Below are 25,895 nucleotides of genomic sequence, written 5' to 3'. Positions count from 1 at the left end.
ATTAAACTGGGATTTTATTAATACCTGTTGTTTTAAGAATGGTACCCAAAGTTAAATGTCTTGGATTGTCCCTACCATTATCAATCCACAGCTCTGCATTTGCATAATCGAGGGTGTCTTTCTCTGAAGAATAAAAAACTATTACCTGTCCATTATCTGAGGGTCTCATTACAATATGAACATCAACACCATTCTTTTTTATACCGCCCAAGACTGTTGTTGCCAATTCATCAATGTCAGTACAATCATAATCTGGGTGGCTTTTCAAATGCTCAATAATATTTTGTTTTGATCGCTCTATCAATTGTTGGGCATATAAAAACATATTGGCATTTGGTCTAGAGGTATGATTAAATAAAGCTGCCAGATCCTTATCTTTAAGTGCTTCTTCCAGTTCGTCCATAGAAGTCACACCTAAACCAGCTAAATCTTCTTGTGTAATTTCTGCCTTTGGATGATGTGTATTAGAACTTTCTAAAACTATTTTTAATTCTTCTAGGCTATTTACATTATAATCTCTTAAAAGAGTTGATAGTTGTTCAGCTTGATTGAACGTTTGCAGTAAATTAGGGTCATCTTCCAATGCCTTAGCTACTTTGGACAATTGCTCTAAATTCGTTTTGCTTCGCATTACTTTATAAAGACTCTCTTTATCCGAGATTGTATTCATAAAAAGTTGCGCCTTTTTTCGATACAATTCTGGCATAATTTCTTTAGCCTCTTTGTGATTAGTTTCAAACCATCCCGATAATAAGCTAATAGCCGAAATCATATTTTCTTCCGTATGTGACGGATTTTTTAAATAATCAGAAATCTCACTTGCTATATCTTTCTTTTCTTTAACTTGATAACTACCAAAACCGACTTTGGGATGTAAAAGCAGATTTTCCCAATCATTACCCAAAAGTATTAAAATAGAAATTAGCTCATCATCTTTAATCTTATCAATAAATACATTCTTTTTTAGTTGAAAAATCCCTTTTCTATTGGGTAGCATTTTTTTATTTTGAAAGTAAATGATATTAGTTTCTACCTCAAGTATAAATTTACATACTTCATTATACCATACAAAAGTTTCCGTTTGATCCCTGTCTAGGGTTTCACTCAGTTTTTGAATACTCTCTTGCTTTTCGATATCCTTTGCTAGTTCTTCATAATCGATTTTATGCCAATCCGACCAATATACTTCTACCCAATCTTGTATATGGCTTTCTTTACAAACAGCTTCATCATATAAATCGTAGGTGTATTTCCACAAGTTTTTCTGCACTTCTTTAGAATAATTTCTTGAAGGAAACCATACATCTTTAGGAAGCTTTTTTACCTTAGAATTACTTTCGAGTTCTATGATTGGTTTTTGTAACAAAAAGGTTCTTAAAGGCTCTTGAATATTTTCTGAATACCAATGTTCATCAAAATATTTTTCGTTGGTTTCGGGCATTTTAGAGTTTGCCATATTAAAGAGGTGATAGAAATTCTGAGATGACACCTTATCCATTAATGTTTTATAAAGTTCTATAGCTTCCTCTAGTAATGACTTGTTTTCCATTACCTCTGGATCTTCGCTTCCTTTAAGCCAAATTCCATCTCTTTCTATTTGGGGATTGAAGTAAAAACTATTTACAATGACAGGAAAATGAAAAGACTCTGTGCCTATTAGTGGAAAGTCACAAAATAATTTGGGAACGTTCTTGTGGCTTTTTATAATGAAAGCATCGTCCTTTTTTTCAACTTCTGCAGCAATAGTTACCTTCTCATTTGAGAAATTTAAAATATAGATTTGAGATATTGTTCCGTTACAATCCTTTTCAATCGTAAAAACAGATTCATCATTAGTAGATTCTGGATTACTAAACGATAAGGTTTCGTTTTTGACATTATCGATAATCTCAACTTTTTCAATATTTGTAATAAAGGTTAGCACAAATGGAATCAGCAACATAAATTCTTCCGTTCCAGCTCGCGCAATCTTCTTTTGCTCTGGTGTATTTAAGTGATATTTGAATGATGTATTATAGCAATTCAGTTCGTAATTATCTTGAATTTGAGTAGTTGAATTGTGGAACTCTTGCCAAGCATTTTCAATTTTAGGAACTAATTGAGATATCGAACTTCCTTCCCTATCAAGAGGAAACTGAAAACGATACAGCTCAAAATCATTGGTTTCAACAATTCCTTCTATATCTATTACTTTAGATAATAAATGTGTGGTTAAAAACCCTGTGCCAAAACGACCAGTTCTCGTAGTCTCTTCGCCTTCCTCAACTTCTTTAGATGATATTTGATTGATTAGACCTCTAATATCTTTCTCAGTAAAATGAATACCATTATGTCTGAAGACAACTTGATCTTCATCGAGTTCTATTTGAACCGATATTTTTCTGTCGGGATAATCAGCGATGCTGTCTTTGGCATTTTGCAAGAGTTCCCAAGCCCATCTTCCCTGATTATTTTCTACTGTCTTGTCTAGATTGTGTAGCCTCTTTTTTATTTTGTCGGCAATAGACCGGTTACCGTCTTCTTTTCTGCCTTCTTCAATTGATTCTATCATATTTTTATCAGTTCAAGCCTAATGAAATTTAGTTTTTGTATATATATTTCATAACCTCTTTTTTAAAATTACGTGCAAGCACTCTCGATAGCCAATCGATTATTTCGGTAATTGTTTTCTTGTGCTCAGGAATTATAGTCTTTTCAAGTTTGGTTTTCCACATTTCGAGAGAATCCATTATTTTGCTAAAAACAACTAATCTACTTGCTTCTTCAGATACACCTGGTACGATACTAGTAAAATGTAGTCCCCAAAAAATATAGATGTTTTCGTCTCTGGTATTTTTTGAAATTTCTAGAGCTTTATGCAATGATAATAAAACTGTATTTTCAAAAATGTTATTATAAAAAACTTCAGCCGCTTGAGTAGCTATTGCATTATCAATATTCCAGAGTGTTCCTATATATCCTCTCGCCCCGACACCTATAAATGAATCTGCAACGTCAGACCAAGACCAGCAAGTATTATTGAAGATTATTGGCGAATGCATAGCAGCAAGATAATGGAACATTGCTTGATAAATTGAATCTACACATTTTATATGACAAGAACCCGTAACATTAACTATTCTTGAACTTTCCTGATTTTTGGTTTCGCCTAATGATTGAAACATATCTGAAAAAACATAATTAGGAAAAGAGGCCTCTGTAAATTCCTTACTCCCCCAAGTAAGACCATCGAATTTACGAGGCAATCGCTTTGTCGCAGCAGGATTTGAATCTTCTATAGGATTCAACCCAAAACTGAAAACTTCATCGTACTCTACAGTATGTTCATCTCCGCCACTATCGATAAATTTTTCTATAATTCTGGTTCCTTCTACTTCGCCACCGTGACTGCACAAATGCAAGAGACTAAAGGGATAATGTTGTATGTGGTTATCTAAATTAAAATAAGTGGCTTCTTTATCTACAAGTGGTTTTACAAGTAGATTGTTTTTTGACAGCTTTTCTATAACAAATTCAGTTTCTTCATTATCAAAAGCTTTTGGGGAAAAAACAACCGCTGAATACGTTTCAGAATAAGACTCATAATATAAGCTATTGAAAATGAAAAAATCTGGATTAATCCGCAAGTGGACGTGAGAAATCGGTAAAATATTTTTTAAAATTAAAGAGTATGGAACCCCATCGGTAAAGAAAGTTGCAAATTCCCTCTTATTAAATTCAATATGCTCTATGTATGGAAAGATAGCCGCACTTAGATTATTAAAAGCGTTCGGTTTATCGTTCTTCAAATTTTCTATTAAATCTTTAATCTGGTAAGTATTCAACCTCTCAGTTTCAACTAACTCAACGTCTGATCCAATAGAATGACCGTACAAAATTCCAAATACACTAGAAACTTTATTGTTTTGCTCAATTACAACTAAGCCCGAAGAATTGTGGAATGAATGTGGCACGGTTACTGCATCTTCATCAATAGACAGATATAGGTTTTGTTTAAGAGCATAGTGTAAATGTTTAATTAGTTCAGATTCCTTACAAAGCAAGAAACCTTCTTTTGGAACAATACCATTTAAAAGCACATCCACATTGTCTTTATCATCAATATAAATAGTGTTGTAATCATTTAAGAATGTCAAATAGCTCAACTGTTTATCCGTAAGACCTGCAATAATAAGATATTCGCATCCACCCAAGCGCCGAATAGCATTTCTGACTTTGATATTAAATTTTCTTGCTCTAGATCTACTAAGTTGGTGCTCATCACGAATTTCTTTATCCAGCTCGTTTTCAAAATCCTCTGACGAAACAAAAGGAAATTCAAATGTTGGTATATAACCCTCAGATTGGTCAATGTAGCTAAAAATAAGAGCAGCTAAAGTTGCTTCATCCCTATTGATAATGCAGAAAAATTTCGAAGCTATTTTTGGCGGATAAGATTTCATTTAAAGAAATCAATATCGTCAATTTCTTAACATTTAAAAAATCCTAAACAAACAAATTTTTCGCTTCATCATAAATCCTATCAAAATTTGCTTGCAAATCTGCATCTGAATAGTCTTGTTGTTTCGTTGGTAATCGTTTTTCAATTTTTGGAAGTTTAAATTGTACTTTACTGTCCTTTCCATCAGCGAACGTAATAAATTCGCCTTCTTTCAGTCTAAAAAACACATCAGCTCTAATTTTAGCGACTTCGCGTTCGCCTGTTGTAATTCGTGTATCAAAATTAAGGTTATGACCTCGATTGACGCTAGTGGTTTCTTTCTTTACGATTTCAAAAAAACGTTCGTAATATTTCGCTGTGTCTGGATCGTTTACCTTTCCGAAGAATTGATAGGATAAATTACTTAAAATTGCTTTGCTTGCCTTGTCTCCATACATCATATCGTTTTGAATCTTGTCTTGCATCACGTAAATCGTAGCAATATCATAACTACGTAATGTGGCAGGAATTCTATGCATATTCAATAATCGAATCGTTGGCGCTTCTTCCATCAACAAAAACGAAGCATTTGAATTTCTAACACTCATTTGTTTTGTAATCGTATGAATAATGGTTGCTATGATAGGCGAATAAGCAGTCTCATATTTCGGATTATTGACTACTGAAATCGCTAAAGGTTTCTCCTGGCTATTTATATCTAGCGGAACATCATCTGCGGATAAGGTCATAAAAATACGTTGGGTACTTATTTTTTTGAGCGCATTGGCCAAAGTGCTTTTTACACCAGCCGTTTGTCTGTCCGAATCCTTACCACTAATAAAAGCATCAGCCATCGCTCTCGATGTTGTATTCTTACTCAAAAAAGCAATCAAACTGTCTGTGTCCAGAAATTGATAAATCGCTATTAAATGTGGTAATGTACACAAATGCGGATATGAAGTTCTCAGCATCCAGATCAAACCACCAATTAAACCTTCAGCTGCATCATTGAAGAATTTTGTTGTTCCAATACTTCCGGACTCTCTTTGTTCTAAAAGGTTTTCAATAAGTACTCTCGCTACTTCATTTACACTTTCTTCATTGGTCATATATCTTGGCGCAATAGGATTTACTCGATCATGAATATTATCAAATGAAATCACTTTAAAATCAATCTCATTTTTTTCAAATAAAGGAAACGCCATTTCTGTAATTTCGAAGTTCTTATAATCGTGAATCACACCAGAAAATTTATGTTTACTAAAATGCTGAAGAAAATTAAAAACGACACTTTCTGTTTTTCCACTTCCTGCAGAACCAATTATTGAAGCGCCTCTTTTGATGTTGTTAATTTTGAAACTTCCACGTTTTATTTTAAAATGAACTTGGTGTTTATTATTAGAATCCAAAACTTCATTCTCCTTCTGAAGAAAAACATACAGAACCGTATTGATAAGTAAAAGCGGACAACCAATATAAAGTAACTGTATGACCCTTTGCATTAAATAAGGACTCAAATTGAAAAGTAGTCCTAAACAAATCACAGTCAAAATTAGGTTTATAAAAAAGGCATATCGTGTCATTCTGAAGAGACTAGAGAATACTAAGCTCATTCCAAATAATAACCCAATCGTAAATGTGATTCCTTGTATTTCCATGCTATATGCCTATTGAACCTGATTTAATTGCCACGTCTACACCACGTTTTAAATATCTTATGGTTTTAAGTGCTAACTGCACTTGATTAGTTGGAATACTCGCAATAGGTACTCCAGATTTTGCTAGCATTTTGAATGCAATCGCTTTCTCACTAGCTGGCAATCCTAATAATGTTGTGAAGTAGAGCTTTGGATTTTTAATAAAATCTTTCTTCGATTTATAGGATTCTGCATAGTTGCGTTTATAGCCAAAAGTTTTATCAAACGTGCTTTCGGCTTTTGTAAAAAATGCATCTCTGTCGAATCCACGTTTTACAATTTTACCATGCATCTCAACTTCAGAAGCTTTGTGTTTAGATCCTGGCGATAAACTCACAGAATTTGATGCATCTTTTCGGCTAACGATAATATGGATATGACTTTGATTACCCTCTTTTTTCATGCCTTGAATAATCCGTTTTCCATTTTGTTGGTGTGGTGCTTCGGCTTCGAGTTTGATTATTTGGGATTTCATTTTATTTATATTTCCATCTAATTGATGATTCTCTATTTTCCGAATATCTGATTTTAGCTGAAGTATTTTTGTGGCAAAAGGTTGGTTTTCTTTTACTTGTTTATCTGTGCCTTTATACGTTCGTTGATACTCAATTTTTGCAAAATATTTTATGTCGTCAACGGTTATCGGTTTACCATTAATTTCACGATTGAAGGACGTTGCATAATCGTTCATTATGGCTCTGGTATATTTCTTTAAATCTTCAGAATTATTCTGTAATTTTCTCAGTTCATATTTACTTGGACTAACTGTAATTGAATAAAACTTCGGCTCTTTCTTTTTGAGTTTAGCCGTATTGCTATCGATTTCTTTTACAACTTCTTTGGCTTCAATTTCATCGCCATATTGATTAAAAAAATGTTCCACATCCTCTTGCTCCAAACCCTGATTTTCCTTCTCCAGATACTCAGCAAAATCCGCAGAACTTTGTGAATAATCTCCTCCTAATTTTTGAGCTGTAATTGTGATGTACATGATTTTATAATTGATTATTTGAATCTTTTTTTTTGACAGACTGAACTTTTATTTCTTTTATTTCTTTCGCTAAAATGAGTTTCTTTGGTTTTGGTTCGAATCCCATAAATAAGGATTCCAACATCGCAGTTGTAGGTTTGTCATGGTTCTTTTCTATGTCTTTTATTATAGCTATTACTGCATTAATTCGTTTCTTAATTTCACTTTCTAAAGTTTGCATATTTGGTCCCAAAGTTTCATTTGGGGAAATGCCATTATCTTCAAAAAAATCAAGCATCAACAAAAGTGTCATAGATTTTGAAAGTGACATTTTTTTACAAAAGTCATTAAATTTTTTAGCCACCGAAGTTTTAATACTTAGGCTTTCAAACCGTTCTTTTTCATATCCTTTATCCATTTTTCCGTGAAAAATTTGTTGTTTTTATTGGGCTGACAGCATTTTTCCGTGAAAAACGACGCTTAAAATTCAAAAATCAAAACAATCAACTGCTCTAAACCGCTGATTTTACTAGTGTTTTACAAAAATTAAAAACCGAAACATCGCGCTAGCGTGTTACCCTCTTGCTATTCCTTTTCGTCCAGCTCGCTGGACAAAAAAAATACCATTACATCCAAAAATGTAATGGCTTTTGCTGTAATACGAATTGAAATTCGATTTTTTAAGAGTGTTATTTTTGAAGTTTAAAAGTATCTTTAATGTATAGCTGTTTTTGTTGCAGAATATGAAATAACAGAACAAAAAAAGACCTTTAAAAAACTTAAAGGTCTTGGGCTAAAAATTTGATTTTAAATATTAAAAACATAGTCATAAGAATACAAATTTCTTAGAGCTTCTTCTTCCAAAAGTGTATCATATTCAATATGATGTTCTTCTGCGTATCGTTTCAAATCATTTCCAAATTTCTGTTCAACATCTTTTTTGGAAACCGAAACTAAACGTTGTTGAGTTTCGTTATCGAGGTTTGTGTAATTAAGATATACCATGACCAAAAAATTTAATATTCACTTGGAAGCATCAGCGTATTATTCACAAAAAATAATCGCAATTCATCCAAAGGAAAATCGGTTACATTATATCTATGCGTTTCAAAAATTTCATCATTTCCATCACTATAATTAATGATGGCTTCGCATTGCTTTTCAAACTGTTCCTTTTCAGAAAGTCGCTTAAAATCGATGGTAATAAAAGAACTTCTATTTGATAAACTTTTTGCAATTACTGATGCATCTGTAATCAACCAAAAGCATTCCGCTTCGTTGGCTAAATATTTCAATCCGTCAGTAAAACGAGTTCCAATTAATGGAATCTTAAAGAACATTTCTGTACCACAAAAATGTTGCAAATCGGCTTTTATTTTGTTAACTTTATCATTCATTGTAATTCTATTTAATAAGATTAATAATGAAAAAGAGAGCGCCACTTTTCGACAGGAACGCTCTCTTTTAATTTTCAATTATTCAGTAGCGTTATCTTCGCCTTTAATTCCCAAAAGCAGAATTTCATCAATTACCACTTCGGTAACATATCTCTTTTCTCCCTCTTTGGTTTCATAAGAGCGTGAGGTCAATTTCCCCTCCAGTGCTACCTCTTTTCCTTTGCCTACATATTTCTCTACGATTTCGGCAATCTTTCCCCATGCTACAATATTGTGCCATTGGGTGTTTGTCACTTTTTCGCCCTTAGAATCCTTATAAGATTCATTAGTTGCGATTGAAAATTTTGCAACTTTCTTTCCACTTTCAAGGTTTGTGATTTCCGGCTCGTTTCCTACGTTGCCAATTAACTGTACTTTGTTTCTTAGAGTACTCATAATTAAAAAATTTAAAGATTAATATTGACCTATCTGAACTATTCAGAAAGGCTTTGTTATTGATTTACTTATTATATCCAGAGCGTTTTCCTTTTTTTGTTTTTTTAACTTTTGTTCCGCTTCCTTTTTATTGATTTTGTAAGATTTCATAAGATTCATTTTAGATTTACTTCCCATAGAGCCGACGCTGTTACCTTCTTTTTGTTGCTTAGTGCTTTCGATATTCAGCTTTGTTTAGACATATAAAAAGTGCGAGGCACGAGCCTGGTTATGCTGTCGTTCAAAGCTGAATGTTGTTATTTTGCTGTCAAAAAAAGGTATGACGGTGTTGGATTACGGAATTGATTCTAAAGTCTTTGTGAAATACCTAATCATATGAAGTGGAACAAAATGCAAATACATTTTTCCTTATCGGGCGGACTTGATTCACACTTTTTACTAGGAATGAAGTGTTCCTTTCCAGCATAGCGGAAAGGGTTAACGTAATGAAAAGTCAAAAATGTGGATTATGTCCAAGACTTTGTTAATGAAGCTCTTTTTCTGGAATGTAGTTTTTACGGAATGGAAGGAAATGTGCTGAATGACTCAGGCAAAAATATATTGTCAAATATTACAGTACTTTCTAGGTAAGAGTAATCTTTATTTTTAAATTAGGTGATTCACTTAAATTCAATTAATATCGAGTCCGAAATACTAGACATAAATCAATTGTACGACCATCTTGTTCTTACTAAGGAAGAAGGTATGGTAATCTATATTTTAGATTCGAGGATAAAGCTAGGTAAGATTTCTAAATACTTTACTTATCGTGATATTGAGAAGTGCATTAATGAAAGTGCTAAAATAGAAGTTGGCTCTATACCTCAAACAGAAAAAATTGTTAGAAACTTACTTCATTTTTATATTGAAAGACCACCAAATGAAGAATTAAAATTTGCGCTTACCAACTATGCGAAAAAATTTATCGATTTAATCCATAAAAAACTTCATAGTCCGCTTAAACATTTTCCACTTAAGAAAACGTTTCAAAAATACGCAGATTTTAAATCTTCGACAATTGAAACTATAGCTGATTTTGAATTATGGTATGATTTACAATTTCATAATAACAGTAAACAAACCATTATTGACCACCTTGAAGCCTTAAAGGATGTTGTTAATTCATCCATTAGCCGTCTTAATGATTTATTGAAAAATGAATCAGAAGACCTTTTGACGATTACAAAAGAATTTACATTAATCTTTGATGAAATTGGGCTAAAGTCAGAGGAAATAAAATATACACTTCGCTTAGGAAATACTCTAAATATTGAAATTGAAAAAGTCGTTGACCTATTCTATAAAGAAATAGATGAGTTTAAGCATCCTGAAAATAGTATAGAACAAGAGAAATTTGAAAAGCTAAACGATGACTATAAAAAAGCATTACATATAAAAACAGAAGTAACCGATTTTTTCTATGATGTAGATTATCGATTAAAGCAATTGATGGATAAGTCATTATACGCTAATGGCCAATTAACAAATCTTCAAAACAGCTTTAGAAACCAATCAAGGATAAGAATAAATTTAAAAAAATTATTAAAATTTACGTTAGAGCAAGCATCGTATTCCAACAAACACATTATCACTTTGCCTAAATCATTTCCAATAAAATCAATACCTGTTGAGAGATTTAAATTTATAGAAGTACCATATTACCACACGTATGGAATTCAGAGAAATGAAATATTACCAGCTCATTACGACAATGAATATGCAAGGTCTGAAAGAGAAAAGGTAGAAAAAGACCTTTTTAGACAAGAGAATGCTGCAAAATTACTTAGAGAGTATAAAAGTATTCTCGAAGAAGAAAAAGAACTGAATTTTACAGAACATTTCTATAAAATCCTAGAAAGCGAAAATGATAGTGAAATAGCATTAAGCGTTGGTTTTGACCTCTTTCAATTTGCAAACAGAAATCCTCGATATCAAATAGAAATTACAAAGGATTTGCCAGAGGCATATTCTAAACAAAAAATATTAGTATGGAACATGAAAATAAACCAAATTCCTTAGAACATCCTTTTAAGTTTTTAGAAAATAATGATGTTAAAGAAAAATTCGCAAATCTTAACATAGAGCTTTTAAGTGGCAGACACATTCAAAAGGACTCAAATTATTATCTCTATCAGTTATTAAAAAAATATTTTGAAGAACTAAAGTATTACTATACTAATTTCTATGGTTTAGAATTAGAAAGAGACTATAAGGACGATATCACATTTTATTATCTCGATTTTACAGAAGATTCTAAGGGTGCTCTAAGCTCAACGAGAAGACATAAAGAATTATCAAGCTTACAGACAGTAATGGGCATAATGCTATTAAATATGTATTATGATAGGTACTTCGAAAATATTAAGGAAATAACATTTCAAGATATTAAAAAGGAAATTTTATCTGGTGAAAACAGTAACCATTTCAAAAAACTATGGTTTAAAGACATAAGAGATGAATATTCGCCCAACGAATGGAAGCGTGTGATTATCAATATTAAAAATACTATACGTGATTTCGAAAAATTAGGATGGGTAGAATCTATGGCTAAAGATGAGGGTGAAGACATTCACTTTAAGTTAAAAGAACCTATTTATCGTTTTCAAAAACTATATGAAAAAGAAATTATCCACATTGATGAATTCATAGAAAACTACTTATTACAGACAAATGATTAAATACCCGCGAATATATTCTTTTTCTACAGTTGGAATTATAATGCATTTCAACCAAGATTATTTATTACATCCAATAAGAACGGATTTTACAGGCAAAAATGGAATAGGAAAATCACTTATTGCCGACCTCTTCCAAATTCTTTTTATTTCAGATAAGAAAAAGATAGCATTTGGAACTGAAAGCTTTAAGAACAATACTCGATTACTTCATACACTTCCTTACAAAACTTCGGACGCTTATATTTTTATAAATATTGAAGTAGAAAAAGATAACTTTATCACTTTAGGCGTAAATATTCCTAATAAAAAAAGTAGACCGCTCAAATCATTTTGGGTTCTCAATAAAGCTCATGGTATTAATGATAATGATGACTTAAAAGATTTAAGCATTGCTAAAAATAAGATTCCTTTTTTTAAGGATTTTATTTATGATAACAGCATACCACCAATAGAGAAACTCGCAATTAAATTAAGGGATGAAAAGCAAATATATCTTAGAAGTTTTTCAGATAAGAATCAAAAAAATGAACTCTACACTTTCTTATTTGAAAATAGACTATTGCCAATCGACCTTTCCATAGAATCTAATCTTGACGCTTTCGCAAAAGTCATACAGTCATTCTCAAAGGCAAAAACTTTAGATACGGATAGTGACGATAGCTTAAAAAACTTTCTTTTTGAGGATAAAACAGATAATATAAAATATGAATATGAAAAACACAAAGCAGACCTAGAAAAACTAATTAATGATTACAAAGACCTTGAAGAATTAATTGCAGACATAGAAAACAAACAAGAACGTCTTACCAATTTAAGCTCTTTAAACAAACTTTATCTTGATTCTTTTAAAGAGCATCTTTTAGTAGAGTCCACACACATTGAAAATGAAATTTTAAAAAATAATAAGTCATTAAAGGATATTAATACTCAACTATTAGAAGAAAATCAACAGATAAAATCTTTGAACACAAATAACCCAAAAGTTAAAAAAGCAGCTCTAAAGGCTAAAAAAGGTTATGATAATCTGGATAAAACGATAAAACATATAAAAGAATACAGCACTTTTTACAATAAAGCGGAAGAACTAAAGTCTCAAATAAATGAATTAGAAAGCATCAATTTACCGGCAATCGAAAACGAGAAACCTATTTCTATTGACGACGTTGAATCTTATGAAATTAGTGAGATAAAACGTAGAATATCTCATTTTGCAGAAGTTTTTGAAAATTATAATTCAATCGAGAACATAGAATTAGCAATTACATTACAAAAAGAGATACTTGATAACCGAAAAAGTTTACTTAAGTCAACAAAGACAGACATCCGAGAATTACTGAATCTCCTCTCTAAAAACAAGAAAAATTCTCTATTTGCTCAACTTTTATCTCAACAGAGAATATTAACTAAAAGCCAAGAAATCATTCTTTTTGGAATCCTAAAAGATGTTCATTGGCAGAAACCAAAAGAAGTCATTGCAGGTATTAGGTATGTTGAAAGTTTGGAATTTTTGAATAAAAAATTCATTGAAAACGATTCTGAAAATAATGGTTATTGGTTTGACATGGGTGGAATAAAAAAGTTTGTTCCTTCAACTAACGACAAACAATTATTTAAGGATAAGGATAAACTTCAAAACGTTCTTTCCAGTCAAACTTCTAAGCTAAATAACCAAATTAGTAATATTAACAAAGAACTTTCGCAAATTGAAGCCTTTTATCGAGGCGAAAAATTTCAACAAGAATTAATAAATATTGACCAAAAATTAGACCCAAGACTTAATGATTTTTCTAAACTAAATGATTTAAAGCTTTCATTAGGATTGATTCAAAACCTAGAAATTAAAAAACAAAGTTTAAGCGCTCAAATATCTAAAGAAGACAAGCTATTAAAAAAAGTAGAATTAAAAATTAGTATCCCAATCGAAAAAAAGAATCTTTCTAATCAAATAGAAAGACTTCAAGAAGAGTTAAAGTCTATTGATACTAAAGAACGTGAACTAACTGCCAAATATAATTCTGACAAAAGTAAATTGGAAGAAAAATTACGGTTTCTACCAACACTAAAAAATCGCCCTCTAGATTTAGAAAAATCACTTACAGATTTAGAAAATCAACGAAAAAAGATTGAAACAGACTTTTCTACATATTTTCCAGATTTAGACATCAAGAATATGGATAAAGCAGAATACATAGGTATTGAAAGAAACCCGTTATATACTGAATTTCAATCTAACAAAACTAATTATATAGGTGACTATAAAGCAATTATAAGTTCATTTGAACAAATAAAAAACGACCTTGAAATAAACGAACAAATTACACAAGTAACATATAACTTTGAAATACTAGAGCGTGTCCTTTTAGGTCCAAAAATAAAATACTCGGCTAATATCTCAGAAGAGCTAAAACAACTCAATAGTAGTAGATTTAGAATGTTTGGTGCCATCCACGAAACGATGCTAAACATTTTTAAGCAAACCAAAGGAAAATTTGATGCATACCATGAAACCATAAAGGCCTTGAATAAATTTTTTAAAGGAAAGAAAATTAGTGGTAAATATTATTTTCAATTGGAATTTAACAAGCCTGCAGACTTTGATATTAACTGGATTAATGATTTACAAGCCACATCCCAGCAAGTACATAGTGCAGGCGAACTTCCTCTAGGTGAATCTGTAGAAAGTTTTGTCGAGAATTTTTTTATAAAAACCACAAGTTTTAATCAAAAAATAAAATTTTCCAATTTGCTAGACCCAAAAACGTATTTTGAGTTAAGAACAAAATTTACGGATGAGTTTGATAATGAAAAATCTGGTGGTAGTACTGGGGAAAGTTATGCTGCAATTGTACTACTAGGTATCGGTAGATTATCTGTAGTTTTAAATGCAGATTTACCAGGACTTAGATTCCTTATTTTGGAAGAAGTCTCAAATTTAGATAACTTGAATTTTAGTACTTTTCCAAATATTGCTGAAGAATTCGGCTATCAAATACTTACAATGACACCACGACCATTTGGTTCAGATACCGAACAAGGTTGGTATTTACATCATTTAATAGAAGGTGCTGGCGATAAAAATATTAACTATCCTATTCCTAACAGTTATTTTAAAACCAATGAAGGCAGGGAAGATTTGGAAATCTATCTAAAAGCACAATCAAATTAAAAATGAATTGGACTGTATTAAAATCTCTGCATCAACTTTTTTTAGACCGAAAAACTAAAGTTAAGCACTCTCTAAAAGAAGATTCATCCTTTCAATTGTTGGTATCTAATAAAGAAATTATGGAAGTGGGTAAAAACTATTTGCCTGGACTTCTTTTTGATTCGTATTATAAAAAACATCATTTAAATCAGTTTCCAATTTATTTTGATTTTTTAGAAACTCATAATCTTTTAACCAAACGATTTGAAGAAGAGGATATAAAGACTCTAATTGAATTACAATCAAAGAAGCAAAATAGTAATCTAATACCTAGTAGAGAACAACTAATTGAAGCACAAGAAACCGTTAGAGGGTTCTCAACAATGTTTTTTAAAAATGACAAGTACTTAGATAAAAAAGACTCGTTAATAAGAGCCATTAATCAAATACTTGATATTACACTTGTAGAGAATAAAGACCAACAGTATCTCTATATACTTCAATGTAAAAAACCAGAATTAATTGTTCTTTGCGAAAATTTAGACTTTTTGAGAAAAGATAAAATGCCTCGCGAAAATAATTATGAACTTTGGTATGCAGGCGGAAAAAATGTACCTAAGCTAAACTATACCGATAGAAGAGGTCTTCCTATATTCTATTCCGCCGATTGGGATATGGATGGATTAGAAATCTATGAATTAGCAAAAGGTATTATTCCAGAACTTAAACTTTTATTTCCAACTGCAATATCAAAAAGCATTATAGATACAGAACATACTAGTCATTGGAAAAATCCTGATAATCCAGAGGCGCTTTCAGGTTTAAGTCATCATTTGTATTCAGATGATTATAAAGCAAAGATTAAAGAACTCATAAAGACGAATCATTGGATTATTGAGGAATCTAATGACTTAAAAACAATGGTTCAAAACAGTTTCTCTTGAATATCCAAAATGCCATCAGATTTTGAAATTTTATTCTTTTTCATAATATCTTTGAGTGCCTTTCTTCGTTCATCATAAATCCATACTCGTAGGTTTTTTAAGAGTTCTTTTTCATAATCTGAAAGCTCTTTTGGTGCTATTTCAATCATAGCTTCTAGTTGGTCTTTACTTTTGTTCTGCATTGCATATTGAAGTCCTAACCATGTGTAAATATTTGCCCATTCTCTTTGCATAGGTGCTTCATATGTTCTGGGCATTATGTAAGCTAAAGTCTCTGTAAGCGATGCCATTTTCTCTTTTGTCATCGAGCAAATGATTCTTGATAGTTTTATTCTACCAAGTATGTCTTTTGGTATGGTGTCTTGCCATGCGGATTTAAAAACTATGATTGGACTAGAAAGGCAATCCATAAAATCGAAAACGAAATCACTCTTGTCCTTTTTAGTTGGTTTTACTACTTTTTCTTTTGCTAATATCGGCTTACATTCAAAACCGAAATCAAACTGAACTACTTTTAAATTTTCCATGATATGAGATTTTAAATTAAACGCTATCTAATAGTACTTGATAATTCGCAGGATGCTTGTCTCTGTAATAAGCTAAATGACTTTCTCCACTATCGACATCGTATTTTTCACTACTTACTCGATAATGCTCTCCTACTTCTTGTAATGACATGTTGGGTTTTTCGGATACGTGTTTCATAATTCTAAGATTTTTTGATTAAACAATATTTGAGCAATACCTAAACGGAAGCTAAAATCACAGCTCAAAAGGAAACGGAATAAATAAGCGTTGGATGATGCGTAGGCTTTATGCCGTAGTCTTTTGATGGGTGTATTTTACGAGTTTACCTTTGCGCTGATATTGATTGAATACTTTCTACTTACCCATTTTCATGAATATTATATAAAAAAAATAAGAGCCAGCACGAATGCTGACCCTTACTTCCAACAACAAAAGCTAATCGTTTAATTCCTGAATTTTCTTTTCAAGATTTCCTATTCTCTCTTTCAAACGTTCTTCACGCTTGTTTCTCTCTTCTGCGTATTCCTTTTCAATATTGGCAATTTTGGTTTTGTAATAGCCTTGCATCGCATTGTAGAATGAAATGTTCGTCAAGTTATTAACGTGATTACTTTCGCCAAAATTCACTTGTTTGGTAAGGATATACCGAATCAACTTATAGAATTTTTCCTTTTTGAAATTCTTTTTGAAATTCTCGACAGTTTCCACATCAGACATCTTTGAGGTATTGCCCAATAATTTTGAAAAGTGCTTTTGTCGACCTACATAATCCACATTATTTTCAAATAAGGTTAATGAGAAAGCCACCATTTCATCTGTTGAAAGTGCTTTCTTCTTTTCAATATAATCGGTTTGGCGAATCATCTGAACCATATCCTCAAACTGCTTGTTATGCTCAATGTGTCTTTTACGAATTTCTCTTTCGTTGATTTTTACAATTTGTTCTTCAGGTGTACAATCCGCCATTTTTCTATTGGCCATTGGTTCAGAATATGTAGAATTTTCAGTTTTTGAATCTTCTTTTATCTTCACAAAAACTACTTTGTGTACATACGTTTTTGGATGAAACATGATGCCATTTACAAATCCATTTTCCTTTGCAGAATTGTATGTTTCCAACTCTTCCTTGTAATTCTCAATCGCTTCTTCAAGTTCAGTTTTCAGCTCATCTTCAGAATAGTCGTAATGTTGGTATTCAGTCCGAATTGATTCTATTGTAGGCTCAATCGGCTCTTCAATTATTTCAACATCATCCAGAAGATAGACTTTCAATCCTTTTTTTTCCAATTGTGATAAAATGAGCTGATTATTGTCATCATCAGCCCAATACTTGCGAATTTCAGGAATCAATAGCACATTCTCTTTCTTCGATTTCTCAATCAAGTTCAAGAACGACTTACTTTTTTTCGTTTCATAACAAGCTGATTTTGTACACACCATTTTACCATCGCCAAACAAATTACCTTGATTCATTGCGTTGAACGGACATGTTGTACAGGCACCAACTTTGGTAATCAATTTTTTATCGACTACATCAAAAGGTGCTTTCTCTAAATCATAGGTCTTGTTTTTAATCATCTGATTAATTTGATGGATGCTAAAATTTTCGCCCATTGTTTCCAGCATCATTTGCTGTTCTTCTGGCTCGAAAAGTGCAACACCTACTCCTAATGAAATAGTCATTTCGCCATTACGAACAAATGTTTTAAAACCTTCAATTAGACCTGCTAATTTTAAACGTTGCCTTACAAAGTTTTCAGTTCTTCCCAACCGTTTTGATATCTCTGTTGGTGCATATTTGTCGCTTAGGTACGCGATTGCTTCAGCTTCTTCGGTTGGCTCAACATCTTGTCTTTGCAGATTTTCGATAATTTGAATTTCCAGAACATCATTATTAGCATATTCCCTTACGATACTCGGAATTGTCTTCCTCTTTGCCAATTTGCTTGCGCGATACCTACGCTCGCCCATTACGATGATGTAATCTTTTCCAGATTTTCGGACTGTTATAGGTTGCAGAACACCATGCTCTTCGATGCTTTCAGACAATTGCTTAAGAGCTTCCTCGTTAAAGGACTTTCTTGGTTGCATCGAGTCTGGAATAATCCTGCCGATACTTAGCTCTTGAACTTGAAGTCCATTGGCGCTTTGTGTCAATTTCTTCTTGACTTCATTTTTAACGGTGGCTGTTGCCTCTCCGTTTTTGCTTACAGTACTTGCTTTTGTTGTCATAATACTTAAATTTTAGATTAAACAATATTTTTGCAGAACCCAAACGGAAGACAAAATTTCTGCTCAAAAGGAAACGGAATAAATGAGTTGTGGACGAGGCGTTGGCTTTATGCCGTAGTCTTTTGATGATAATATTTTGCGAGTTTATCTTTGTACCGATATTGATATAGATATCTCTCCCTCTTTTAAGCGGACGCTATTTCAAAATTTTATATTGGGAATGTAGTGTTCCTGCTCCCAAAGTTTTGGGATTAGGCAGGATTAAGCGAAGTGGAAATCTAAAACTTTGGAATTGTGTCCAAGATCTCTGTTAGTGAAGCTCTTTTCTTGGAATGTAGAGCAACGAAATGTAGGGAAATGTGCTGAATGGCTTGTTAACTTTTAAATGCAGTACCTAACTCGGCATCATCTTTTTTTAATGCTTCACATGTATTATCTAGCAAAGTTTCTAACTCCTCCCATAAAAACTTCCTTAGAGTTGGAATTTCATTTTCATTTAAATGCTTTTGAATAGCTAGATGCAATTGGTATAAACATTCATAATCATCAGGATAGAACATCTTAACATTAGTATGCTTATACCTTTCTTTAATTTCGTTTCTAAATAATGTTAAAAACTGATTTGTATTTTTATTTAAAGCTTGAAATAGTACCTGACCGTCTAAATATGCTATGAAATCTTTGTTGAATTTTTTATCTTTAAAAAGCTCGTCTAGTTTTTCGTATTCCTCCTTTGTAAGTACTTCAATAAGTTGATTACTTTCCTCTTTTACTAACTCTTTATTAAGTGCAGTATGAAGTTCTATAATCTTATCCCTTATAGGCTGTACAATTGGATTGCTTACTTCAAAATGAATCATATTATCGTAAAACCTACGGTCTATTTCATTTTTTTTTGAAGCAATTTGAATACCTGTGAATAGCTTTTTTTCTATTTCATCATTTGTATAGTCTATTAGACCTTTTTCTGCAAAGAAATGATAGAAGCCAGATAATTGCTCATAAGAATACATACTATAAGCACCTTCTTCTAAATACTTTAATACATCTGCGGTATAGGTTGCAAACTCATCGTCTGTAAATTTCCTAAAATTATAACTCATAAGATTACTAAAAGCCTCTTGTTCCTTTGTCGGTTGTTCTGGTTTTCTTTTTTCTAATTCTTTAGAAAGCTTATCAACATTTAAATAACCTGATAGCACGTAAGTGTAAGCACTCTCATAGAAATGATAATCTTCTAATCTGTTACTTACATACTTTAGATAAAATGTTTCGGCATAAGTTTTTTCCTTTTCAGGCTCTTCTTTCTTGCCTAGAATATTAACTCTTAGTCTATCTGATTCTACTTCTTGATACCAGAAATAAGTAGTGTTACCTAATCCTTTGTAGTCATGGGATTCATTGGATTTTAAAAAGCCTCTTTTAAATTCAATAGAAAGAATAGCAGTTAAGAACAGTAATTCTTTTTTTAATTCATCTTCAATATCAATAACACATTTTAAAACATTTTGAAGGCTATCTAGGAAGAATGAAATAATCCTTATATTATCTTCTTTCTGCTCATCAAATATTCGGAATATGTAGTTTTCATTCTTTTTCAAAAACGATAAAAAAGCTTTATCGTTTTCATACTTATTAAAAAGTTGCGGGATTACACTTTTAAGTTCTGGCTTATAATTTAAGACTCGTCCTATAACTTTTTCTTTAATGCTGTAGTAATTTGTTTTTTGATTTTCATCTGTCTCAAAAATCTTGTCCTCATCAGCTAGAATTAAGCACTTAAGATTTTTGTGTTCTACAAAACCATTTATAAAACCTAGCAATTCTTTCATTGGTATTCTACAGCGTTCTAAATCATCGAAACAGATAAATTTCTTTGAGAAATCAAAATTATCTACACCAATACCTTGAAACAAATCAGATGGGTCAACCTTTATAAAAGCTTTACTAGCCGATTTTATAAGATTACCACTAATTGTTGCTAATGCTTTTAATGTTTTGTTTTGAGCTTTATCAAAATACGGTATAAGCTTAAAGAAAAGTTGTTTTTGTAACGCATCTATGGTTTTTATTCCATTAAGAGATATGTAGATGGTATCAAGATTCTTTTGTTGAATTAATGGTAATAATGTGTCTTTCCAGAAAAATGTTTTTCCTGTTCCCCAACCACCGTTAAGAAGTAAGGCATATTGTGTGTTTTGCGTTTCTATATACTCTACAACTATTGAAGCTATATTTTCGGAATTCATTTAAAAAAGATATTAGCTCTACAAGTTAAACAATAGTATAAGATTAATTTATAAAAATTAATCTTATACTATTTATAGCTTCAATTCTTTTAATCAACCCATTTCATGCGCTGTAATCTAACCGCATTCAATATTGCTAACAATGCAACACCAACATCTGCAAATACTGCCTCCCACATTGTTGCTAAACCACCTGCGCCTAAAATTAGAACAATCACTTTAACACCGAATGCGAGTATGATATTTTGCCACACAATCTTTCGGGTTGAACGACTAATTTTAATGGCTTTTACCACTTTTGAAGGTTGGTCGGTTTGAATAATAACATCTGCTGTTTCAATGGCGACATCGCTTCCTAAACCACCCATTGCAATACCAACATCACTTGCTGCTAAAACTGGTGCATCATTAATACCATCGCCTATAAAAGCAATCTTATTTTTAGGGTCTTGTTTTAAAATTTCAACTTCATTTAATTTATCTTCTGGTAACAAACCGCCTTTAGCAATTTTTATATTTAATTCGGAAGCTACTTTTTGGGTAATGGAATCCTTATCTCCAGAAAGCATCATTATATTTTTGACACCTACTTTATGCAATGCTATAATCGTTTCTTTTGCATCTTCTTTTAATTCATCTGCAATAACCACATAACCTGCAAATTTGTCATCAATAGCAACCAAAACAATCGATTCTACAATGGTTTCGGTTTCCTCTAAAACATTAATTTCATTCGCTGTCATTAGGGCTTTATTACCAACTAAAACAGTCTTACCATTTACGATACCTTTTAAACCTTTTCCTGCTATTTCAGATACTTTGGAAGCCTCATAATCTGCACCTTCATCTTTATATTCTAAAATGGCTTTAGCGATTGGATGTGTAGATTGTTCTTCCATAGCCATAAGGTATTTCATAAACTCTTTTTCATCCCAATTTATGGCTTTAATCTCCTTGATTTTAAAGACACCTTTTGTTACCGTTCCTGTTTTATCCATTACCAATGTGTTTATCTTGGTCATGGCATCTAAAAACGAAGCTCCTTTAAACAAAATTCCATTTTTTGAAGCTGCTCCCAAACCACCGAAATAACCCAATGGAATGGATATAACCAAAGCACAAGGACAGGATATAACCAAAAATATTAAGGCACGATACAACCAATCTCTAAACACATAATCATCTACAAAAAGGTAAGGAATGAAAGTAACACCTATAGCCAAGAACACAACAATGGGTGTGTAAATTCGAGCAAATTGTCTGATGAATAATTCTGTTTTTGATTTTCGCGCTGTGGCATTCTGTACCATATCGAGAATTCGAGCAATTGAACTATCCTTAAACTCTTTTGTGGTTTCGATTTCTATAACACCATCCATATTAATACTCCCTGCAAATACTTTTTCGCCTTTTGCAATCGTATCAGGCTTGCTTTCGCCTGTCAATGCCGCTGTATTAAATGAACCCTTTTCGGAAAGTAGAATACCGTCTAAAGGAATTTTTTCTCCCACACGGACTTGAACTTTTTCTCCAATTTCAACCGTCTCTGGACTTACAGAAATGTAATCATTATTCCGATATACTAAAGCTTCATTAGGGCGTACATCGAGCAATGCTTTAATATTACTTTTTGCTCGATTGACTGCTGCACTCTGAAATAATTCTCCAACCGCATAAAAAAGCATTACTGCCACACCTTCGGGATATTCGCCAATAATGAATGCTCCTATGGTAGCAATAGACATTAAAAGGAATTCGGTAAAAAAATCGCCACTTTTAATGCTTTTCCAGCCTTCCTTTATAACAGGAAATCCAACTGGAATATAAGCTATAACATACCAAAGAATACGAATCCAACCAGAAAAATGTGGAAATACTTCAAAATAATCAACAGTAATTCCAACTATCAACATTACGAAACTGAAAATAGCTGGTAAATAGGTTTCAATATTTGAAACTTTTTTAGGACTGCTATGGTTATGACCATCATCGTGACTATGTTGTCCATCAGAACCTGGCTTTAAATCTCTTAGATTAACTTTCTTTTTTTTCATCAAGTTTTGTTTTAGCAACAACTTTTGTTTTGTTGAATTGGTGGACAAGGAACTGTACCATAAGAGCAATACACACAACAATCTCCTTCTTTTGGTTTCATTACCGTTTTGCAATTATCACATTCATAGAAGAATTGACAAGCATTTGTTGGCATATCTTCTTCTTTTTTATGACCACAGTTTGGGCAAGTGATTACTGATTTTAATATAATTTTCATTAGTTTTCTATTTTGTCAGTTATTTTGTAACCAGTTGAAATTATTGCTTTCTCAATTTCCCTCTTATTGGTTTTAGTTTTGTCAAATTCAATAATTGCATTACCCTTTTTGTATGAAGTATTTGAGTTAATAATTCCGTTGAGTTTATTTACTTCATGATTTACGTGTTCTTCGCAACTCGCACAGGTCATTCCATCTATTTTATATTCTGTAATTTTGATGTTTGATTTATCAACTACTAGGACTTGCTTTTCTGTGTTTGGATAAAAAATACTTGAGTAATATGGAAACGCCAACATTATAATTGCGAATACTGTAATAATCCCTAGAAAGGTTTTTGATTGAATAAATTTTGGTTTTTCATCTGTTTCACATTCACAATCGATTTCTTTTTCTGGTTTCAGTTTTTGATACCAAGCAAAGACAAGTACTAATATTGTAAGTCCTATTAAATAAGGTCTAAATGGTTCTATCCAAGAAAAAGTTGAAGCTACACCACTTGTTCCTGCAATTAAAGCCAAAACAGGTGTGATACAACACAATGAAGCCGTAATTGCCGTTAGTAAACTAGTGATGACTAATTTGTTTTTCATAATTACTTTAATTATTTAATATTTATATCCAACGCCTTACTTTATTTACATACTCTAAATAATCATTACCAAACTCTCGTTCTAAAAATGCTTCTTCTAATCTAATTTGGGTATTTATACTTATAGTTGATAATGAAATTATCAATAGTGTAAAAGCATTTGGAATAACCAAAAACAATCCCATATTCGCAATCATAATTCCGAGAAAGATTGGGTTACGGGAAAATGAAAATAATCCTTTAGTTACAAGTTTCGTCTTATTCTTTTCATCAATTCCAATTCTCCACGAATTAGCCATATGTGATTGAGCAATCCAAACTATGATTAGAGAAATAATTAAAAATCCCCAACCAATTATGGATAAAATTTCATTTTCTATATACCAAAAAGGAAGTAAATATTTATACCATTCAATCTTAAAAGCGTAGATTCCAACAACAACTAATTCCATAAAAGTTATTACGGTAAATACCTTTCCATTAAAACCGTGAGCATCATCAGTTTTATTAAAGGTCAATGGATTAATGCCTGTTTTATTTTTTAATAAAATTGACCTGATTACAAATACAAATAGAAAGTAAATTATAAAGAAAATGAATAAAAGCATTGATTCCTATATTAATTATGATGATACAAAAATGCTATAAAAACCAATGCAATGGAAGTGCAATTATTACCCACTACACTTATCACATATACCTTTTACAACCAAGTTTACATTTTCTGAAACAAAACCATCAGGTACTTTTATTTGAGGTATTTTATGGTCTGTTAAGCAAATGGTTTCATTACAATTATTACAATGAAAGTGTAAATGCAAATCAGTTTTTATATCGCAATTACAACCTTGTTCACATAACGCATATTTTGTAATCCCAGTACCATCATCTATTTGATGCACAATCGCTTTTTCCTCAAAAGTTTTTATAGTTCTGTATAATGTAGTTCTATCTGCTTTTACAAACGCATTTTCTATGTCACTTAAAGTAACAGCTACCTCTTTTTCTGCAAGAAACTTATAAATTAACATACGCATTGCTGTAACACGAATGTTTCTCGACTCTAATACTTGTTCTATTGTTTCCATAATTAATGTTCGTGTTCTGCTTCTCCCTTTTTCATTTCAGCAATTAAATAATATGCATTATTATAAGCAAATTTCATGGTTTTATCTTGCTCTTCAGTAAATTGAACAGCAATCCAATCGCCATCTTTTGCCCCTAAAAGCACTTCAATAGGTTTAAAACTCCAATCTTCATTTTCTCTTTCCGCGGAAAAAACATAAAACCTATCGCCCTCTTTTATAATAGCACTTTCTGGTAATGCCTTAGTTTCTTTATTCTCAACTTGAATTTTACCTCTTATATACATCCCTGGAATTAGATTCCCTTTTTTGTTTTCAATTTCAGCGTGTACGTGAAGCGCTTTAGGATTATCTTCAAAAGTCTTACTTACCGAATAGATTTCAGCTGTAAGATCTTCTTCTGTATTGGACTGTAAATTGAAAATCACTTTTTGACCTTTCTTTACTTTATAAACGTCTTTTTCGAACACCATTAAATCTGCGTGAACGTGATGCGTGTTTACAATTTCAAAAAGTTCGGTTTGTGGCTCAACATATTGTCCTGTTTTAACTTCAACTTTTTGGACAAAGCCTTCTATTGGACTTCTTAATGATATACTTTGAGCAATTGTTCCATTTCGTATTGATGACGTGTTTATGTTTAATAGTCTCAATTGGGCTTCCAATCCGTTTACCATCGCTTTAGAGGCATCATATTCTGCTTCGGCTTTTTGAAAATTTGCACCAGAGCCAACTCCTGCATCATTTAATTTTTGTTGACGCTCGTAGTTCTTCTTTAAAAAATTACTGTTGCTAAAAGCATTCAAATAATCAGTCTGCATTTTTATAATATTAGGATGTGATAGATATGCAACCACTTGACCTTTTTTAACTTTATCGCCTTCAATAACTTTTATAGATACCACATTAGCACCAACTACAGAAGTTATTGCAGCTTCGTTTTGTGGTGGCACTTCCAATGTGCCATTCGCTTCTACATAACCGCTCATATTGCGCAATACCAAGGTGTCAGTTTTCATTTTTAAGGCGTCAAACTGTTGCTGTGAAAGCATCACTTCTTCTTCATCACTATGGGCTTCTTCAGCTTCTGGCTTTGCATCTTCATTGTGTTCATGACCATCGCCTTCTTTATGACTTTCTTTATTTCCACATGCAACAACTAAAAGTGAAACTGCAAGTAATGTTAAGATTATATATCGTGTGTTTTTCATT

Annotated in this window: 22 protein-coding genes; 4 read left to right on the top strand and 18 right to left on the bottom strand. The window is 32.0% G+C overall.

The features are described 5' to 3' along the window. Position 1 precedes the first annotated feature (1 nt). The 8 genes from Q0857_RS06075 to Q0857_RS06040 form a co-directional block, all read right to left on the bottom strand. Complete coding sequence (locus tag Q0857_RS06075; RefSeq protein ID WP_298533066.1) at positions 2–2,551, bottom strand: hypothetical protein; 2,550 nt, start codon at positions 2,549–2,551, stop codon at positions 2–4. A gap of 28 nt (positions 2,552–2,579) precedes the next feature. Next, entirely contained in the window at positions 2,580–4,442 is a 1,863-nt protein-coding gene (locus Q0857_RS06070; protein WP_298533065.1) for a hypothetical protein, read from the bottom strand. A gap of 43 nt (positions 4,443–4,485) precedes the next feature. Next, on the bottom strand, positions 4,486–6,078 hold the full coding sequence (locus Q0857_RS06065; protein WP_298533064.1) for a type IV secretory system conjugative DNA transfer family protein: 1,593 nt from the start codon (positions 6,076–6,078) through the stop codon (positions 4,486–4,488). Between the two features lies 1 nt (position 6,079). Beyond that, positions 6,080–7,108 carry a MobB family relaxase gene (mobB, locus tag Q0857_RS06060; RefSeq protein WP_298533063.1) on the bottom strand — a complete coding sequence of 343 codons (1,029 nt, stop codon included), beginning with the start codon at positions 7,106–7,108 and terminating at the stop codon, positions 6,080–6,082. Positions 7,109–7,112: 4 nt separating this feature from the next. After that, positions 7,113–7,505, bottom strand: coding sequence for a BfmA/BtgA family mobilization protein (locus tag Q0857_RS06055; protein WP_298533061.1), 393 nt, complete (start codon positions 7,503–7,505; stop codon positions 7,113–7,115). 389 nt (positions 7,506–7,894) lie between these two features. Beyond that, positions 7,895–8,092 carry a hypothetical protein gene (locus tag Q0857_RS06050; RefSeq protein ID WP_298533060.1) on the bottom strand — a complete coding sequence of 66 codons (198 nt, stop codon included), beginning with the start codon at positions 8,090–8,092 and terminating at the stop codon, positions 7,895–7,897. Between the two features lie 11 nt (positions 8,093–8,103). Further along, complete coding sequence (locus Q0857_RS06045) at positions 8,104–8,484, bottom strand: DUF6876 family protein (protein WP_298533058.1); 381 nt, start codon at positions 8,482–8,484, stop codon at positions 8,104–8,106. A gap of 78 nt (positions 8,485–8,562) precedes the next feature. After that, complete coding sequence (locus tag Q0857_RS06040; RefSeq protein WP_069831868.1) at positions 8,563–8,919, bottom strand: single-stranded DNA-binding protein; 357 nt, start codon at positions 8,917–8,919, stop codon at positions 8,563–8,565. Positions 8,920–9,573: 654 nt separating this feature from the next. Here Q0857_RS06040 and Q0857_RS06035 point away from each other — a divergent pair. From Q0857_RS06035 to Q0857_RS06020, 4 genes are read left to right on the top strand one after another with little or no spacing between them, the layout of a single operon-like run. Next, positions 9,574–10,977, top strand: a complete 1,404-nt coding sequence (locus tag Q0857_RS06035; protein ID WP_298533056.1) for a hypothetical protein — start codon at positions 9,574–9,576, stop codon at positions 10,975–10,977. Beyond that, complete coding sequence (locus Q0857_RS06030) at positions 10,947–11,636, top strand: chromosome partition protein MukE (protein WP_298533054.1); 690 nt, start codon at positions 10,947–10,949, stop codon at positions 11,634–11,636. The genes Q0857_RS06035 and Q0857_RS06030 overlap by 31 nt, the downstream gene beginning before the upstream one ends. Further along, on the top strand, positions 11,629–14,802 hold the full coding sequence (locus tag Q0857_RS06025) for a hypothetical protein (RefSeq protein ID WP_298533053.1): 3,174 nt from the start codon (positions 11,629–11,631) through the stop codon (positions 14,800–14,802). Before Q0857_RS06030 ends, Q0857_RS06025 begins: the two co-directional genes overlap by 8 nt. Positions 14,803–14,804: 2 nt before the next feature. Next, a complete protein-coding gene (locus tag Q0857_RS06020) occupies positions 14,805–15,725 on the top strand; it encodes a hypothetical protein (RefSeq protein WP_298533052.1) in 921 nt (306 codons plus the stop codon). Here the strand turns inward: Q0857_RS06020 and Q0857_RS06015 are convergent. The 10 genes from Q0857_RS06015 to Q0857_RS05970 form a co-directional block, all read right to left on the bottom strand. Continuing rightward, positions 15,707–16,252 (bottom strand): hypothetical protein, encoded by a 546-nt coding sequence (locus Q0857_RS06015; protein WP_298533051.1) that lies wholly within the window; start codon positions 16,250–16,252, stop codon positions 15,707–15,709. The two genes, Q0857_RS06020 and Q0857_RS06015, sit on opposite strands and share 19 nt — an antisense overlap. A gap of 16 nt (positions 16,253–16,268) precedes the next feature. After that, positions 16,269–16,430, bottom strand: a complete 162-nt coding sequence (locus Q0857_RS06010; protein WP_216066781.1) for a hypothetical protein — start codon at positions 16,428–16,430, stop codon at positions 16,269–16,271. 258 nt (positions 16,431–16,688) lie between these two features. After that, positions 16,689–18,485, bottom strand: coding sequence for a ParB/RepB/Spo0J family partition protein (locus Q0857_RS06005; protein ID WP_298533050.1), 1,797 nt, complete (start codon positions 18,483–18,485; stop codon positions 16,689–16,691). 374 nt (positions 18,486–18,859) lie between these two features. Next, positions 18,860–20,734: a P-loop NTPase fold protein gene (locus Q0857_RS06000; protein WP_216066779.1), complete on the bottom strand. Its 1,875-nt coding sequence runs from the start codon at positions 20,732–20,734 to the stop codon at positions 18,860–18,862. A gap of 89 nt (positions 20,735–20,823) precedes the next feature. Beyond that, positions 20,824–22,788: a heavy metal translocating P-type ATPase gene (locus tag Q0857_RS05995; RefSeq protein WP_298533048.1), complete on the bottom strand. Its 1,965-nt coding sequence runs from the start codon at positions 22,786–22,788 to the stop codon at positions 20,824–20,826. A gap of 11 nt (positions 22,789–22,799) precedes the next feature. Next, positions 22,800–23,006: a GDCCVxC domain-containing (seleno)protein gene (locus Q0857_RS05990; protein ID WP_034043606.1), complete on the bottom strand. Its 207-nt coding sequence runs from the start codon at positions 23,004–23,006 to the stop codon at positions 22,800–22,802. After that, entirely contained in the window at positions 23,006–23,599 is a 594-nt protein-coding gene (gene merTP, locus Q0857_RS05985; RefSeq protein WP_216066777.1) for a mercuric transport protein MerTP, read from the bottom strand. The genes Q0857_RS05990 and merTP overlap by 1 nt, the downstream gene beginning before the upstream one ends. Positions 23,600–23,621: 22 nt before the next feature. Beyond that, entirely contained in the window at positions 23,622–24,116 is a 495-nt protein-coding gene (locus Q0857_RS05980) for an isoprenylcysteine carboxylmethyltransferase family protein (protein ID WP_298533044.1), read from the bottom strand. A 156-nt stretch (positions 24,117–24,272) separates the two neighbouring features. Next, entirely contained in the window at positions 24,273–24,686 is a 414-nt protein-coding gene (locus Q0857_RS05975; RefSeq protein WP_216066775.1) for a Fur family transcriptional regulator, read from the bottom strand. 2 nt (positions 24,687–24,688) lie between these two features. Further along, entirely contained in the window at positions 24,689–25,894 is a 1,206-nt protein-coding gene (locus Q0857_RS05970) for an efflux RND transporter periplasmic adaptor subunit (RefSeq protein WP_298533042.1), read from the bottom strand. Position 25,895 lies beyond the last annotated feature (1 nt).

This window comes from uncultured Algibacter sp., from assembly GCF_947495925.1.
Taxonomy (GTDB): Bacteria; Bacteroidota; Bacteroidia; order Flavobacteriales; family Flavobacteriaceae; genus Algibacter_E.
The sequence above is the reverse complement of the archived record's forward strand: the minus strand, read 5'-3'. Positions and strand labels throughout refer to the sequence as shown.